Origin of the sequence: Rathayibacter sp. VKM Ac-2805, from assembly GCF_009834265.1 — a bacterium.
Lineage (GTDB): Bacteria > Actinomycetota > Actinomycetes > Actinomycetales > Microbacteriaceae > Rathayibacter.
Window position 1 is genome coordinate 911,254 of record NZ_CP047185.1, and the last position, 13,696, is coordinate 924,949.

A 13,696-nucleotide genomic window follows, 5' to 3' on the forward strand; every position below is an offset into this window, starting at 1 on the left:
CTCGACTTGCGCCCGCGCGCCGCGATGACGTACGCTTCCCGAAGCCAAAGACCGCCGGTTTCCGGTGTGCGCACGAGCAGGGCCCCGGCCCCGCGGATCGCCACCGGACGAAGGATTCGCGAAGCGAATTGCCCGCGCAGGTGCACGAGTTCAGTTCCGCCTCACCGCGATCCCGAAGCTCCGCGCCCCTGTGCCGGAGCTTTTTTCTTTGCCTGCCTTCGGGCTACCGGCACGAGAATTCACAGGAGTAGCCATGGCGAACAAGGAAGCCTCGGTTGCCGAACTCACGGAGAAGTTCCAGAGCTCGACGGCCGTTCTGCTGACCGAGTACCGCGGTCTCACTGTTGCTCAGCTCAAGACGCTGCGCAAGGACATCAGTGAGCACGCAACCTACGCCGTGGTGAAGAACACGCTGACCAAGATCGCGGCGAACAACGCCGGTATCTCGTCCTTCGACGACGAGCTCGCTGGCCCCTCGGCCATCGCGTTCGTGCACGGCGACCCTGTCGCCGTCGCGAAGTCGCTGCGTGCCTTCGCCAAGGCAAACCCTCTCCTCGTGGTCAAGGGCGGTTACTTCGACGGTAACCCGCTGACCGCAGAAGAGGTGGGCAAGCTCGCCGACCTCGAGTCCCGCGAAGTTCTGCTCGGCAAGCTTGCCGGCGCCTTCAAGGCCTCGCTGTTCGGTGCCGCATATCTGTTCAACGCTCCGCTCTCGAAGGCCGTTCGCACGGTCGAGGCGCTGCGCGAGAAGCAGGAGTCCGCGAGCTGACGTCTTCCCCTTCCGGGAAGCAGTGCGCGCGCGGTTCGTAGACAAAGAAAAACAAGGAGAAAAATCATGGCAAAGCTCACGCAGGACGAGCTCATCGAGGCCTTCAAGGAGCTCACGCTCATCGAGCTCTCGGAGTTCGTCAAGAAGTTCGAAGAGGTCTTCGAGGTCACCGCTGCGGCGCCCGTCGCCGCCGCCGGTGTGGCCGGCCCGGCCGCCCCCGCCGAAGAGGTCGAGGAGCAGACCGAGTTCGACGTCGTGCTCGAGGCCGCCGGCGAGAAGAAGATCCAGGTCATCAAGGAGGTGCGCGCCCTCACCAGCCTCGGCCTCGGTGAGGCGAAGGCGCTCGTCGACGGTGCCCCCAAGGCGGTCCTCGAGGCCGTCAACAAGGAGACCGCCGAGAAGGCCAAGGCTCAGCTCGAGGGCGCCGGCGCGACCGTCACCGTCAAGTAATCCCCTTCACCCGTCGCGGGTGCCGGCTCCGGCCGGTCGCTCGTCAGGGTGACGCAGGCACGCCTGCAGACGCAGGGCGTCGTCTCCTCGGAGGCGGCGCCCTTCGTCGTTCCCGGCCGTTCGAGGCGCGCGCCCCTAGGATCGGAGCGTGACTGCTCACGATCTGCTCGCCGGGCTCCCCGCCCGCGACGTCCCGCCCAGCGAGGTCTCGCTCAGCGAGCTCCTGAGCGACTTCGTCTCGGTGACGCACCGGATCACCCGCCTCGCCGCCCAGGCGACCGGCAACCAGGAGTCGCAGGCCGTCTGGCGCACGCTCTCGGTGCTCCTCTCGATGGGCCCGATGCGCCTGGGGGAGCTCGCCTCCCAGAGCCGCGTCTCGCAGCCCACGATGACCAAGATCGTGAAGAACCTCGTCGAGACCGGCTGGCTCGACCGCATCGCCGATCCCCTCGACGCGCGCGCCTGGCAGATCCGCCTGGCTCCCGCCGGCGCAGACGCGCTGAACGCCTGGCGGACCGACCTCGGCGACGCGCTGACGCCGATCTTCGCCGATCTCACCCCGGAGGACCGCCGCGTCCTCGAGCGCGCCGTCGAGATCATGCACGAGCGCCTCGTCGTCGGTCCGCGCGACTGACCCCTCCCGCGCGGTTCCGCCGCGCGGCACACTGGTCGCGTGCAGATGCGACTCGAGCTCGTCCCCCTCCCCGTCAGCGACGTCGACCGCGCGGTCGCCTTCTACACGGAGGTGATGGGCTTCCACCTCGACCACGACGTGCGGCCCTCCGCCGCGATGCGCGTGGTCCAGCTCACGCCGCCCGGCTCGGCCTGCTCGATCGTGGTCGGCAGCGGGATGGGCCCCGGTCCGGAGGAGGGCGTCGTCCGCTCCCTCCACCTCGTCGTCGACGACATCGCCGCCGCTCGCGCGGAGCTCGTCGGCCGCTCGCTCGAGATCAGCGAAGTCCAGGACTTGGGCGGCGTGCAGTACGCGTACTTCGCCGATCCGGACGGCAACACCTGGGCGCTCCAGGAGATCGGGAGCAGGACGCCCCCGGAGTGAGTCAGTCCTCGGGCCAGCGGACCCGAGCGTCGACGTCCGGGTGCTTGCGCAGCCAGGCCGCGACGAAGGGGCAGCGCGGGACGACCGTGCCGCCCGCCTCCGTGATCGCGGTGACCGCGGCCCGCGCGAGGATGCTCCCGAGGCCGTGGCCCTCCCACGCGTCGTCGACGACGGTGTGGGTGAGCGTCACCTCGTCGCCCTGGCGGGTGTACTCGGCGAAGCCGGCCGGAGTGCCGCCGACCTCGATCACGAAGCGGGACCGCTCGGGGACGTCGCGGACAGTGGGGGTGTCGGAGTCGCTCATGCTCCGATTCTCGCCCCCCGCGGCGCCGAGGTGCTGGTGCGGATCACCAGCGAGGCGGGGATCAGCGTGTGGCGGGCCGGGGGAGGGGGCTCGCCGCGACCGAGGGCGGCCAGCGCGTCCAGCACCAGCGCGACCGCGAGCTCGCCCTGCTGGCGCGGGTCCTGGCGGATCGAGCTGAGACCGAAGAGCTCGGCGAGGGGGTGGTCGTCGATCCCGATGACGGAGACGTCCTCGGGCACCGAGAGGCCGAGCTCGCGCGCCGCGAGGATGATCCCGATCGCGATCTCGTCGGAGGCGGCGAAGATCGCCGTCGGCCGGGTCCGCGGGTCGCCGAGGACCTGCCGTCCGGCGCTGTGCCCGCCGGGGATGTCGAAGGTGGTGGGCACGATGTCCTGCGCGTCTGGCTCGAGGCCGGCGGCCGCGAGCGCCTGGCGGAAGCCGTCGCGGCGCTGCGTGTGGACGTGGAAGTCCATCTCCTCCTCCGCGAGCCCGCCGATGTGGACGACCCGCTCGTGGCCGAGGGAGAGCAGGTGCTCCGTGGCGAGGCGGGAGGCGGCGACGTCGTCGATGCTGAAGGTGGGGATGCCGGGGAGCTCGCCGCCGATGCCGACGATGGGCTTGCCCAGGGCGAGGAGCGCCTCCGTCTCGTGCGGCGAGATCTCGAGCGTGACGGCGACGATCGCGTCGACGCGCTTGCGGACGAGGTAGTACTCGAACACGCTCCGGCGGGCGTCGAGGTGCTTGTCGATGTTGTAGAGGAGCAGGTCGTAGCCGGCGGCGAGCAGGGCGCGCTCGATGCCCTCGATGATCCCGGCGAAGAACCACTGGTTGATGATCGGGATGATCACGGCGATGTTGTTGCTGCGGCCGGTGACGAGGCTGGAGGCGTTGGCGGAGACGACGTAGCCCAGGCTCGTCGCGGCGCGCTCGACGCGCTGCTTCGTCCCCGCGGAGACGTAGCCCCGGCCGCTGAGCGCGCGCGAGACCGTCGCCTTCGACACTCCTGCGAGCTCGGCCACCTCTTCGATGCCTGGCACGGCGTTCCTCCCGACCGTCCGGCCTCGATGCTGGAAACGGTTCCAGGAAGTTATACCCCGCCCGGCGGCCGGGCGTCGCGCCGAGATCGATCTCCGCCCGGCCCGGCCGCCGCGATCGCTGTTCTGACGCCGAATCGTTATCTCAGAGAGCGCTCTATCACCGGCGTTGTGCTTTCATCGTTCTTGTGGAAAGGTTTCCCTCCGTGGGAGCCCACCCACACGAATCCGGTGATCCGCTCGGAGTTCCTCCTGGCATCGCCATCACCAGCATCCGAGTCGTCGCGGCACACGCTTCGAGCCGCCACAGCCTCCCGATCCCGATCGGCGAGGAGCGGCCTGCTCGGCTGGTTCCACCACTCAATGAGGAGGAAGAATGCGGTCATCCCTGCACCGCCGTATCACCGTCCCGGTCGCCGTTCTGGCAGCGGCCGGCATCGCACTCGCGGGCTGCTCCAGCAGCAGTGACCCCAACGACCCGAACGCCGGCGGCGGCAGCTCGGCCGGCACGGTCGGCACCGCCGACGGCGTCGTCAACGTCTACGGCACCATCAACGGCGACGAGGCCACCCTTCTCGAGCAGTCCTGGGCGGACTGGGAGAAGGAGAGCGGCATCGAGATCAAGTACACGGGCGACAAGGAGTTCGAGAAGCAGATCGGCATCAAGGTCCAGGGTGGCGACACCCCCGACCTCGCGATCTTCCCGCAGCCGGGTCTGCTCGCCGACACCGTCGCCTCCGGCAAGGTGCAGGAGCTCCCCGAGGGCGCCCTCGCCAACGTCAAGCAGAACTGGTCCGAGGACTGGCAGAAGTACGGCCAGGTCGACGGCACCCAGTACGGCGCGCCGCTGATGGCGTCCGTCAAGGGCTACATCTGGTACTCCCCGGCCAAGTTCAAGGAGTGGGGCGTCTCCGTTCCCACGACGTGGGACGAGATGGAGGCGCTCGGCAAGACGATCGCCGAGAAGACCGGCGGACCGTCCTGGTGCGCGGGCTTCAACTCCGGTGAGGCCTCCGGCTGGCCCGGAACCGACTGGATCGAGGACGCCGTCCTCCGCGAGGCCGGCCCCGACGTCTACGACTCCTGGGTCGCGGGCGACACCCCCTTCACCGACCCGGCCATCAAGTCCGCGTTCGACTCCGTCGGATCGATCCTCCTCGACCCGACCCTCGTCAACGCCGGCTACGGCGACGTGAAGTCGATCAACTCCACCGCCTTCGGCGACGTCGCCCAGAACATGGCGAACGGCACCTGCGCGCTGACCCACCAGGCCTCGTTCTTCGAGGGCTTCCTGACCTCGGCCGGCGCCAACGTGGCCGAGGACGGCGACGTGTGGGCCTTCCTCACCCCGCCGGTCAAGGCCGACGACGCCCAGGCCGTCACCGGTGGTGGCGAGATGGTCGCCGCGTTCTCGAACGACGAGGACACCGCGAAGGTCCAGGAGTACCTGGCCAGCGCCGACTGGGCCAACAGCCGCGTCTCCCTCGGCGGCGTCATCTCCGCGAACACCGGTCTCGACCCGGCCAACGCGGGCAGCGACGTCCTGAAGGACTCCATCGCGATCCTCCAGAACCCGGACACCACGTTCCGCTTCGACGCGTCCGACCTCATGCCGAAGGCAGTGGGCTCGGACAGCTTCTTCAAGGGCATGGTCGACTGGATCGACGGCACGAGCACCGACCAGGCGCTCGAGGAGATCCAGGCCGGCTACACCTCCTAGCAGCGGAGCAGAGCCGCCGCTCCCGAGTGGCGGCTCAGCTGTGACGGCCCGGCCCCCGGATCCACGGATCCCGGGGCCGGGCCCCTCCTGAGTCCAGAGTCGCACTCGAAAGGGCGTCCATGTCCCCCATCACCATCTCGGGGTTCTTCCAATGGCTGGCGGGAATCCCGCCGCTCGCGCAGATCCCGCTCATCCTCCTGGCCTTCGCGGCCGTGGTGGCGCTCATCCTCTTCTTCGTCGAGATCGCGCCCCGCCGCGGCACCGGCTACACGGTCCTCCGGCTCGCGGTCACGGTCGTCCTGCCGGTCGTCCTCCTGCTGGTCTTCGGCCTCTACAACTCCGTCCTCTGGGTCGCGGTGGTGGCCGCCGTCATCGGCGGCGCGCTGTTCCTGCTCGACTTCCGGTCCCGCAAAGGCGCGGGCTACGGACTCCAGCTCATCGCGTTCATGGCACCGGCCGCCTTCTTCATCCTCATCGGCCTGATCTACCCGACGATCACGACGGCCATCAACGCGTTCATGAAGAACGACGGCTCAGGATTCGCCGGCATCGACAACTTCGTCTGGGTCTTCACCAGCCCCGACGGCATCACCGCCTTCCTGAACACGGTGGTCTGGGTGCTCCTGGCCCCCATCACGGCGACCGCGATCGGTCTCGCCTACGCGGTCTTCATCGACAAGAGCCGCGGCGAGAAGTTCTTCAAGCTGCTGGTCTTCATGCCGATGGCGATCTCGTTCGTCGGCGCGTCGATCATCTTCAAGTTCTTCTACGACGTGCGCCAGGGCGAGCAGATCGGCCTCCTCAACGGCATCCTCACCGCCTTCGGCGCCCCGCCGGTCGACTGGCTGGGACTCGAGCCGTGGAACACGCTGTTCCTCGTCGTCGTCCTCATCTGGACCCAGGCCGGATTCGCCATGACGGTGCTCTCCGCCGCCATCAAGGGCGTCCCCTCCGAGCAGCTCGAAGCGGCCTCGCTCGACGGCACCAGCGCGTGGCAGTCCTTCTGGAACGTCACCGTCCCCGGCATCCGCTCCTCGATCGTGGTCGTCCTCACGACGATCTCGATCGCGTCGCTGAAGGTCTTCGACATCGTCTCGGCGATGACCGGCGGCCGCTCCGACACCACGGTCCTCGCGTTCGAGATGGTCCGCCAGTTCCAGCTCGGCGCCCGCAGCGGCTACAGCGCGGCCCTCGCGGTCATCCTGTTCCTGCTCGTGCTCCCGATCGTCGTCTACAACGCCCGCCAGCTCGCCAAGCAGAGGGAGATCCGATGAGCGTCACGCCCACTCCGATCCAGGTTCCGGTCGACCGCAGCACCGAGCGCGCGCTCGCCCGCGGCGAGTCCAGGATCGAGGCGGCCAGCGGCAAGGTGAAGAAGGCGACGACGTCGCGCGGCGCCACCCTCGCCGCGCTGATCATCGCCGTCATCTGGACCGTCCCCACCCTCGGTCTGTTCATCTCGTCGTTCCGCCCCGCGAACGACATCAAGACGACCGGCTGGTGGACGATCTTCGCCAACCCCGGCTTCACCCTCGACAACTACGCGAACGCGCTCAACTCCGGCGACAGCCTGACCCTGGGCAAGGCGTTCGTGAACTCGCTGGTCATCACGCTGCCGGCGGCGCTGATCCCGATCACGATCGCCAGCCTCGCCGCCTACGCGTTCGCCTGGATCGACTTCAAGGGCCGCAACACGCTCTTCGTCCTCGTGTTCTCGCTCCAGATCGTCCCCATCCAGATGGCGCTCGTGCCGCTGCTGCAGCTGTTCTCGGACGGCCTGCGCATCGGAGGGCTCTACATCCTCCCCGGCCTCGGGGTGAACGGGTTGGACGGCTCCTACGCGAAGGTGTGGATCGCGCACACGATCTTCGCGCTCCCGCTCGCGATCTTCATGCTCCACAACTTCATCTCCGAGATCCCCGGCGAGGTCATCGAAGCGGCACGAGTGGACGGCGCCGGACACGGCCAGATCTTCTTCCGCATCGTGCTCCCGCTCTCGGTCCCCGCCATCGCCTCCTTCGGCATCTTCCAGTTCCTCTGGGTCTGGAACGACCTGCTGGTCGCGACGGTCTTCACCTCCGGACAAGGGCTGCCGATCACGAAGGCGCTGCAGGACCTCACCGGCTCCTACGGCCAATCGTGGGAGCTGCTCACGGCCGGCGCGTTCATCTCGATCATCGTGCCGCTCATCGTGTTCTTCTCCCTCCAGAGGTTCTTCGTCCGCGGCCTCCTCGCCGGCGCCACCAAGGGCTGACGACCCGCGGGGGTGCCGTGGGCGGCGTTGTCGTCGTCGGCGGTAGCTCCGCTACAGCTCTCCTCCTCCGCCTTGCCCACGACACCCCCGCGGGCCGTCAGCACTGCTCGTCAGGGGGAAGAGGGGGGCACGAACGAAGGCCCGGGTCCTGCTGTGCAGGACCCGGGCCTTCGTCGTGCGGTGGCGCCGGGGGCGGCCACCAGGGAGGGGGGGGGGGCACGGCGCCGGAGGCGGCCGACGGGGCGCGGCGCGGGCTTGCACGACTTCGCCGTGGGCGGAAGGGCGGGGGTCCGGGGGCGGGCGGGGCTAGGGTCGAGCCGTGAGCAGGATGGGTGACGTCGCGGCAGGCGGCGGGATGCGCGGAGGGGCGCGCGGCGGGAGGATCTCGAGCAGCGATCCGGACAGCCAACGGGAGATCAACGCGGCGGCTCCGAAGGTCGACGACCTGCTCCGGCGCATCGCGGGACTCTTCCGCGACCACCGCCCCAAGCTCACGCTCACCGTGATCCTCGTGCTCGTCGGCGCCGCCCTCACGGTGGTGCCGCCGCTCCTCACCCAGCTGGCCTTCGACCGCGGGCTCTTCCCGCCCGGCGGACGCCCGAACCTCCCGGTGCTGCTCGAGCTGGTCGGCGTCATGGTGCTGGTCTGGGCGTTCTCGGCGATCCTCGGCGTCTGGCAGACCTACCTCACCGCGACCGTCGGCAACACGGTCATGGGGGAGCTGCGCATCCGCCTCTTCCGCCACCTGCAGGCGATGGAGCTAGGCTTCTTCACTCGCACCCGCACCGGCGTCATCCAGTCGCGCCTCGCCAACGACGTGGGCGGCGTGGCCAACGTGCTCACGAACACCGTCTCGAGCGTCCTCGGCAACACCGTCACCGTGATCGCGGCCGTCGTCGCGATGCTCCTGCTCTCGTGGCAGATGACGATCGTCGCCCTCGTCCTCACTCCGGTGCTCGTCGTGGCCCAGCGCCGCGTCGGCCAGGTGAGGGCGCGCATCGCGACGAAGACGCAGGAGTCGCTGTCCGAGATGACCGCGATCACCCAGGAGACCCTGAGCGTCTCGGGCATCCTCCTGGCCAAGAGCTTCGGCCGCCAGGAGTCGGAGGTGACGCGCTACGCCGACGAGAACGGCCGGCAGATCGAGCTCCAGGTGCGGCAGCAGATGTCCGGCCAGTGGTTCTTCGCGATGGTGCAGATCTTCCTCTCCGTCATCCCCGTGATCGTGTACCTCGTGGCCGCCTGGCTGATCCTCGGCGGCACCACCGTCACCGCCGGGACCGTCGTGGCCTTCACCACCGTGCAGGCGCGCCTGATGTGGCCGCTCCTGGGCCTGATGCGCGTCGCGCTCGACCTGCAGACGGCTGGAGCGCTGTTCGCCCGCATCTTCGAGTACCTGGACCTGCGCCCGGCGATCACGGACCGGGCCGATGCACGCGAGGTCTCGGGCGAGCTCGGCCGGGTCGAGCTCGACGACGTCGTGTTCCGCTACCCCGACCAGGCGGAGGACGCGCGCCCGACGCTCGACCACGTCTCGGTCGCGATCGAGCCGGGCCAGTTCGTCGCCTTCGTCGGTCCCTCCGGCGCGGGCAAGACCACCATCTCGTACCTCGTCCCGCGCCTCTACGACGTGGCCGGGGGAGCGGTGCGCTTCGCCGGCACCGACGTGCGCGAGCTGCGGCAGGAGTCGCTCGTCTCGCACATCGGCATCGTCAGCCAGGAGACCTACCTCTTCCACGCGACGATCGGCGACAACCTCCGCTACGCCCGCCCGGACGCGACGCAGGAGGAGCTGGAGGCGGCCGCCCGCGTCGCGAACATCCACGCGACGATCACGTCGTTCCCCGACGGCTACGACACGCTGGTCGGCGAGCGCGGCTACCGGCTCTCCGGAGGCGAGAAGCAGCGGCTCGCGATCGCGCGCGTCCTGTTGAAGGACCCGGCGGTCCTCATCCTCGACGAGGCGACCAGCGCCCTCGACACCGTCTCGGAGCGGATCGTCCAGACCGCGCTCGACGACGCCGCCCGCGGCCGCACCACCATCGCGATCGCTCACCGGCTCTCGACCATCGTGTCGGCCGACGTCATCCACGTGGTCGAGGGCGGACGGATCGTCGAATCGGGCACCCACCGCGAATTGCTCGGCCTCGGCGGTCTCTACGCCTCGCTCTACGCGCAGCAGACGGAGTCGGCCCTCCAGGGCTGAGCCGCGGATCGGCGGCCGGACTCCGCGGGGCTACTCGCAGCCGACGCCGTCTCCGTCGCGGTCGAGCTTGCGGCTGTAGCCGGCGTCACCCGTGCGGATCGGCGCGGCCCCGGCGGCACGGACGGCGTCGCAGTTGGCGTAGAACGCCGCTCCTCCTCCTCCGGTCGAGGCGGCTGCCGGCGCTGCTGCGGCCGGGGCCGCGGCGGGAGCGACCTCGGCGACCGCGACCGGGACGGCGGCGGCAGCTGCGGTGGCGGCGGCCTCGAGTTCGGCGATCCGGGCGTCGCGGCTCGCCAACGTCGTGGTCGAGGTGGCGGCGTCGGCCGTCATCGTGTCGATCCGCTGCTGGAGTCCTGCGGCTGACGCCTCGGCGGCGCTCCGCTCGGCTTCGGCCCCGGCGCGCGCCTCGGTCTGCTCGTCGAGCGAGTCCTCCGCCGTGCTCAGCTGCTGCTGCACGGCCGCGAGCCGCTCCTCCAGTTCGGTCTTGTCGGAGGCGCCGCCCGCGCCGCCGAGGGCGGTTCCGACCACGAGGGCTCCGACGGACGCCCAGACCAGTGCGACGAGCGGGACGCGACGGCGACGGCGGTCCTGCTTCCGCCCCCTGTCCTTCGTCGACGGGAGCGGCGGAGGCCAGACGCTCGCGGACGGGCTGGGATCGGTCATGTGCTGCTCCTCGAGGCGGTCTCGCGCCCTGATGGTCGGGGCGCGGGGAGCATCCAACCGGCATCTGTCGGTCAGGTCAAGGCGATTCCACTCAGTGCACGTGCAGCCGGCCGGAGCGAAGGGTGGCCGTCGTGCGCGATGCCGGCGGAGAGGCCTCCACCGCTGCGGCGGCACGCGCCCTCGAGCGGCTCCGGCTCCGACTCCGTGCACGACGTCGGCGGAGAGCACGCGCCCTGCCCCGGTGGGGGAGGCGCATCGCTCTCAGCCGCCATCGCCCGCGCCGGAGTCGGTCACTCCGCCGGGCGGTCCTCGAGCATCTGCTCCATCAGCGAGATCTCGGCCTCCTGGGCCTTCACGACGGAGGAGGCGAAGTCAGTGGCGACCGTCACGCGGCTCCGGGCGAGCAGCGCCTCGGCCATGTCGATCGCGCCGCGGTGGTGGGCGATCATCAGCTCGAGGAACATCCGGTCGAAGTCGCGGCCCGACGCGCTGCTGAGGGCGGTGATCTGGTCCGGTGTCGCGAGACCGGGCATGCTCGCGGGCACGACGCCGTCCTCGGTCCCCATCCCCATCGACGAGTGCTCGTCGGCGGCTCCGGCCAGGGTCGGCCGGCCCATCCAGGTCATCGAGGGCTCCGGAGCAGCCTGCGGCAGGCCCCACGAGTTCAGCCAGCCGAAGAGCTGCCCGGCCTGCTGCTGCTGGGTGAGCAGGATGTCCTTCGAGACGGTGAGGACCTCGTCGTCGGCGCTGCGCTCGCGGGCGATCATCGCCAGCTCGGCGCCCTGCAGGTGGTGCACCTGCATGTCGCGCGCGAAGCCCGCTTCGGCGCTGGCGCTCGAGGGCGTCGCGGCGGAGGCGAACGGGGCGAGCGCGCCGAAGAGGTAGCCGCCGGCCGCCCCGAGGAGGAGCGCGACCACGGCGACCGCGGCGACGAGGATCCGGCCCCTACTGCTTGCCGGGCGCATCGATCCCTCCGGTGCAGGGGGCGCCGGGCTCCGGAGCGCTCGAGGACTGCCAGAAGCGCTCGACGAAGGCATCGATGCGGGGGTCCTCGGGCGAGTCGATCGCGACCTGGGCGTCCCAGGCGCTCAGCACGATGGGCGACTCGAGGCCCTCGTAGGGCGAGACGACGGAGTAGGTGTCGGGCATCGCGGCGATCAGCGCGTCGACCTCGCTCTGCGGGAGCTCGGGGTCGTAGGTGGCCCAGACGGCGCCGTGCTCGAGGTCGTGCACCGCGTTCTCGTTCGGGACGGGCTCGTCGTAGACGCCGCAGTTCATCCACACGGCGTTGTGCGGGCCGCCCGCCGGCGGGGTCTGCGGGTAGTCGACGGCGCCGGCGACGTGGGTGGCGTCGTTGTCGAAGGTCTGCAGGCCGTCGATCTCGCGCGCCTCGACGATCTGCTGGTTCCCGAAGACGGTGACCGCGACGATCCCGCCGACCGCGAGGACGGCCAGGGCCGACAGCGACCAGATCCAGATGCGGGAGCCGCGCTTGCGGCGGTCCTGCTCGCGCTTGTAGGCCTCGAGCTTCTCCTGTCGGGCGCGATTCTTGGCGGACATCGTGTCTTTGGGCACGGCGGCGTCTCTCGTTCTGAGGGCGGAAGGCGCCTGGGGCGGGCGCAGGCGCCTGAGAGGCGCTCTCAGAGGATAACGAGCGAGGCTTCGGATCGGATCAATGCGCGGTCAGGAGGGATCTCGGTATGCCCGAAGAGCGGGCCGCTCGATCAGCGGGAGAGGAGGCCGCGGAGGAGTGGGACGGTGCGCCGCCGCTCCGCTCAGGGGGCGAGGAGGCCGCAGAGGAGTGGGACGGTGCGCCGCCGCTCCGCTCAAGGGGCGAAGGTGAGCCAGAGCAGCAGGCCGTTCAGGACGATGAGGAAGACGGCGGCCAGAGCGGCGGCGAGGGTGGTGAACCAGCGGTTCGTCTGGTCGCCCATCAGGCGGCGGTCGCGCGTCAGGATCACGAGCGGCACGAGCGCGAAGGGGATGCCGAACGACAGGACCACCTGGCTGAGCACCAGCGCGCGCGTCGGGTCGAAGCCGATCGCGAGCACCAGGAGCGCCGGGATCAGCGTGACCAGACGACGGGCGACGAGCGGCACCCGCACCTGGAGCAGACCGTGCATGATCTCGGCCCCCGCGTACGCGCCGACCGAGGTCGAGGCGAGGCCGGAGGCGAGCAGGCCGACGGCGAACAGGGTCGCGACCACCGGGCCGAGCGCCGCTCCGATGGCCGCGTGGGCGCCCTCGAGGCTGTCGGTCCCGGCGACTCCCGCGAGGGAGTGCGCGGCGAGGAGCAGGATCGCGAGGTTCACGGTGCCGGCGATGGCGAGCGCGATCGTCACGTCGATCCGGGTGGCGACCAGGATCCTCCGGCGCGCGCCGACGCCCTCGACGTGGCCGAAGCGGTCGCGGGCGAGCGCGGAGTGGGCGTAGATCGCGTGGGGCATGACGGTCGCGCCGAGGATCGAGGCGGCGAGCAGCACCGATTCCGAGCCCTCGAAGCGCGGCACGAGACCGGCTACGGTCGCGCCCGCGTCCGGCGGATCGACGACCACGCCGACCGTGAAGCCGACGGCGATCAGCACCATCAGCGCCGTGATCACCCGCTCGAACGGCTGCGCCCCGCCCCGCGTCTGCACGAGCAGCAGCACCAGCGAGACCGCGCCGGTGACCACGCCGCCGGCCAGCAGCGGCAGTCCGAAGAGCAGGTTCAGCGCGATCGCGCCGCCGATCACCTCGGCCAGGTCGGTCGCCATCGCGACCGTCTCGGCCTGCAGCCAGTAGGCCCGGCGGCCCCAGCGGCCGCGCAGGCGGTCGCCGAGCAGCTCCGGGAGGCTGCGGCCGGTCATCAGGCCGAGCTTCGCCGAGAGGTACTGGATGAGCCAGGCCATCAGGTTGCCGAGCACCACCACCCAGACCAGGAGGTAGCCGAACCGGGCGCCGGCCGTCATGTTGCTGGCGACGTTGCCCGGGTCGAGGTAGGCGACTCCGGCGACCAGCGCCGGGCCGAGCAGGCGGAGGAGGTGGATGTCGGCCGGACGCCGCGGCGGTGCGGCGATCGGTGAGGTCATTCGGGGTCCGTTCCGGGTCGACGGCGGCGCTCGCGGACCCCCACGATAGGGCACCGGCGCGACCGGCGGCACTCCCCTCCCGCGACCGCTCCCTGTGCCTCCGCCCACCCCCGTCACACGCCCGGAGCCGGTTGCTACGCTGGCGGGATGAGCCTGGATCGCGCCCTT

Annotated in this window: 14 protein-coding genes; 8 read left to right on the top strand and 6 right to left on the bottom strand. The window is 70.5% G+C overall.

Annotation, left to right across the window (positions count from 1 at the left end):
• The first annotated feature begins 253 nt into the window (after window positions 1-253).
• The 4 genes from rplJ to GSU40_RS04250 all read left to right on the top strand — a co-directional run bounded on the left by rplJ (window position 254) and on the right by GSU40_RS04250 (window position 2,276).
• Complete coding sequence (rplJ, locus tag GSU40_RS04235) at window positions 254-769, top strand: 50S ribosomal protein L10 (protein WP_055791018.1); 516 nt, start codon at window positions 254-256, stop codon at window positions 767-769.
• A 66-nt stretch (window positions 770-835) separates the two neighbouring features.
• Entirely contained in the window at window positions 836-1,219 is a 384-nt protein-coding gene (gene rplL / locus GSU40_RS04240) for a 50S ribosomal protein L7/L12 (RefSeq protein ID WP_104224335.1), read from the top strand.
• 148 nt (window positions 1,220-1,367) lie between these two features.
• The gene (locus GSU40_RS04245; RefSeq protein ID WP_244229591.1) at window positions 1,368-1,853 is read left to right on the top strand and encodes a MarR family transcriptional regulator; all 486 of its coding nucleotides are present in this window, start codon (window positions 1,368-1,370) and stop codon (window positions 1,851-1,853) included.
• A gap of 39 nt (window positions 1,854-1,892) precedes the next feature.
• Window positions 1,893-2,276 carry a VOC family protein gene (locus GSU40_RS04250; RefSeq protein WP_181074635.1) on the top strand — a complete coding sequence of 128 codons (384 nt, stop codon included), beginning with the start codon at window positions 1,893-1,895 and terminating at the stop codon, window positions 2,274-2,276.
• Between the two features lies 1 nt (window position 2,277).
• Here GSU40_RS04250 and GSU40_RS04255 read toward each other — a convergent pair whose 3' ends face one another.
• Together GSU40_RS04255 and GSU40_RS04260 are read right to left on the bottom strand one after the other, a co-directional pair.
• Window positions 2,278-2,580, bottom strand: coding sequence for a GNAT family N-acetyltransferase (locus tag GSU40_RS04255; protein WP_160033806.1), 303 nt, complete (start codon window positions 2,578-2,580; stop codon window positions 2,278-2,280).
• On the bottom strand, window positions 2,577-3,617 hold the full coding sequence (locus tag GSU40_RS04260) for a LacI family DNA-binding transcriptional regulator (protein WP_160033808.1): 1,041 nt from the start codon (window positions 3,615-3,617) through the stop codon (window positions 2,577-2,579). The genes GSU40_RS04255 and GSU40_RS04260 overlap by 4 nt, the downstream gene beginning before the upstream one ends.
• 373 nt (window positions 3,618-3,990) lie before the next feature.
• On the opposite strand from GSU40_RS04260, the gene GSU40_RS04265 reads away from it, so the two are divergent.
• The 4 genes from GSU40_RS04265 to GSU40_RS04280 all read left to right on the top strand — a co-directional run bounded on the left by GSU40_RS04265 (window position 3,991) and on the right by GSU40_RS04280 (window position 9,794).
• Window positions 3,991-5,334: an ABC transporter substrate-binding protein gene (locus GSU40_RS04265; RefSeq protein WP_104227181.1), complete on the top strand. Its 1,344-nt coding sequence runs from the start codon at window positions 3,991-3,993 to the stop codon at window positions 5,332-5,334.
• Between the two features lie 119 nt (window positions 5,335-5,453).
• The gene (locus GSU40_RS04270) at window positions 5,454-6,608 is read left to right on the top strand and encodes a sugar ABC transporter permease (protein ID WP_181027270.1); all 1,155 of its coding nucleotides are present in this window, start codon (window positions 5,454-5,456) and stop codon (window positions 6,606-6,608) included.
• The gene (locus GSU40_RS04275) at window positions 6,605-7,588 is read left to right on the top strand and encodes a carbohydrate ABC transporter permease (protein WP_104224339.1); all 984 of its coding nucleotides are present in this window, start codon (window positions 6,605-6,607) and stop codon (window positions 7,586-7,588) included. Before GSU40_RS04270 ends, GSU40_RS04275 begins: the two co-directional genes overlap by 4 nt.
• Window positions 7,589-7,916: 328 nt before the next feature.
• Window positions 7,917-9,794 (top strand): ABC transporter ATP-binding protein, encoded by a 1,878-nt coding sequence (locus GSU40_RS04280; RefSeq protein WP_160036119.1) that lies wholly within the window; start codon window positions 7,917-7,919, stop codon window positions 9,792-9,794.
• Between the two features lie 30 nt (window positions 9,795-9,824).
• Here GSU40_RS04280 and GSU40_RS16900 read toward each other — a convergent pair whose 3' ends face one another.
• The 4 genes from GSU40_RS16900 to GSU40_RS04300 all read right to left on the bottom strand — a co-directional run bounded on the left by GSU40_RS16900 (window position 9,825) and on the right by GSU40_RS04300 (window position 13,528).
• Window positions 9,825-10,457 carry an excalibur calcium-binding domain-containing protein gene (locus GSU40_RS16900; RefSeq protein ID WP_208543358.1) on the bottom strand — a complete coding sequence of 211 codons (633 nt, stop codon included), beginning with the start codon at window positions 10,455-10,457 and terminating at the stop codon, window positions 9,825-9,827.
• A 290-nt stretch (window positions 10,458-10,747) separates the two neighbouring features.
• Window positions 10,748-11,422 carry a DUF305 domain-containing protein gene (locus tag GSU40_RS04290; RefSeq protein ID WP_104224341.1) on the bottom strand — a complete coding sequence of 225 codons (675 nt, stop codon included), beginning with the start codon at window positions 11,420-11,422 and terminating at the stop codon, window positions 10,748-10,750.
• A complete protein-coding gene (locus tag GSU40_RS04295) occupies window positions 11,403-12,017 on the bottom strand; it encodes a DUF3105 domain-containing protein (RefSeq protein ID WP_104224342.1) in 615 nt (204 codons plus the stop codon). The genes GSU40_RS04290 and GSU40_RS04295 overlap by 20 nt, the downstream gene beginning before the upstream one ends.
• A 266-nt stretch (window positions 12,018-12,283) precedes the next feature.
• Window positions 12,284-13,528, bottom strand: coding sequence for an Nramp family divalent metal transporter (locus GSU40_RS04300; protein WP_104227179.1), 1,245 nt, complete (start codon window positions 13,526-13,528; stop codon window positions 12,284-12,286).
• Window positions 13,529-13,696 lie beyond the last annotated feature (168 nt).